Below are 1,345 nucleotides of genomic sequence, written 5' to 3' on the forward strand. Positions count from 1 at the left end.
GCAACGCTTCCACCACCAGCCGATCGTACGACCCATCCCCCACCGACACGAGAGGGCCCCGAGCGGCATACCGATCGGGGCCCTCTGCACGCGGGTCGTCTCACACGCCGCCGAAGTCGCCCGACCGAACACTGGCGACGAAGGACCGCCAGGCGTCAGCAGCGAAGACGAGTGCGGGCCCCTCGGGGTCCTTGGAATCACGGACGGGTGTCAGGCCGGGGAAGTCGGGCGAGATCTCGACACAGTTCCCGCCATTGCCACTGTGTTGTGACCTCACCCATCGGGCGCCGGTCAGGTTGATGGGCGGCATTCAAGGTCCTTCCGAACAGCGCGGATCATGGCCAGCGAGGCCGCCGTGGACAGCGACTCCACCTGGAGCTGATCGTAGTCCTCCTCCCACGCCGTTATGGTGGGGCGGCCGCGTTCCAGGTGACCTCGAAGCTGCGACTCGGCATAGCCGACTACCGATCGGTCCGGAAGGGTGAGCAAGACCAGGGGCAGCATGAAGGGACGCTGCTCTGCGAGTTCGAACGGTGCAACCTGAACGGTGACGTTTGGCCGTACAGCGAGCGACTCAAGATGGCCGAGCTGAGCACACATCACCTCGGCGCCCCCGATAGGCCTCAGAAGACAGCTCTGGTCCAGAACGGCATGGACGGTGGGCGGAGCCTTCTGGCTCAGCAACTTCTGACGCTGGACTAGGAACGCCACTCGCTCATCGGCCTGCTCCTGACTGATGCTTCCCCTCCGCACGCTCGCAGCCTCAAGTGCTGCGGCATAGACAGGCGTTTGGAACAGTCCGGGAATCACGCCCAACTCAAACGTACGCAGCCGCCTGCACCGTGCCTCTGCCTCGGCGAACTCTGCGAATCCCTCCAGAAGGCTGGAGCGCGAGTAGCGCCTCCACAGCTCAAAGAAGGTGCCTCCGGTCTCGAAGACCTCGTCAGCCCTAACAGCGAAGTTATGGGTTACGGGCTTCTTCGCTCGTTCGACGTACGAGACCATGGCGTTCGAGAAGCCCATCCTCCGCCCCAACTCCGTTTGCGACCACCTCATCGCTCTCCTTGACCTGCGGAGTTCGCGACCAAAGCGGGCCAGCGGTGATGCAGTCGGGTCAGATTCATCATGCTGCATGTGCTTTGCCACCTATAACCGGGCGAAACAGTCAAGGGTTAGCCCCTGGCCATCGTAGAGCCATCCGGGCCACCATGGCTACACCCGGTAAGAACTCGGGAACCCAGAGCTACCAAAAGGGAGCCCCCATGCCCAGCCGCCCCCGCATGCCCGCGTACACCCCCGCGGTGGGCGAGGTCGTCCACGACCTCGCCCACCGGACCTCCAACGG

Annotated in this window: 2 protein-coding genes; both read right to left on the reverse strand. The window is 64.1% G+C overall.

The genetic code is table 11. From position 1 onward, the window contains the following. Positions 1 to 100 precede the first annotated feature (100 nt). A complete protein-coding gene (locus ACFXHB_RS39155) occupies positions 101 to 310 on the reverse strand; it encodes a DUF397 domain-containing protein (RefSeq protein ID WP_380580956.1) in 210 nt (69 codons plus the stop codon). After that, a complete protein-coding gene (locus ACFXHB_RS39160) occupies positions 292 to 1,134 on the reverse strand; it encodes a helix-turn-helix domain-containing protein (protein WP_380580958.1) in 843 nt (280 codons plus the stop codon). The genes ACFXHB_RS39155 and ACFXHB_RS39160 overlap by 19 nt, the downstream gene beginning before the upstream one ends. Between the last annotated feature and the right edge of the window lie 211 nt (positions 1,135 to 1,345).

The organism is Kitasatospora sp. NPDC059327 (assembly GCF_042752535.1).
Classification (GTDB): Bacteria; Actinomycetota; Actinomycetes; order Streptomycetales; family Streptomycetaceae; genus Kitasatospora.

Coding starts and splice junctions, on each gene's coding strand:
- ACFXHB_RS39155 (WP_380580956.1), bottom strand. CDS start 310: ATGCCGCCCATCAACCTGACCGGCGCCCGATGGGTGAGGTCACAACAC.
- ACFXHB_RS39160 (WP_380580958.1), bottom strand. CDS start 1,134: ATGCAGCATGATGAATCTGACCCGACTGCATCACCGCTGGCCCGCTTT.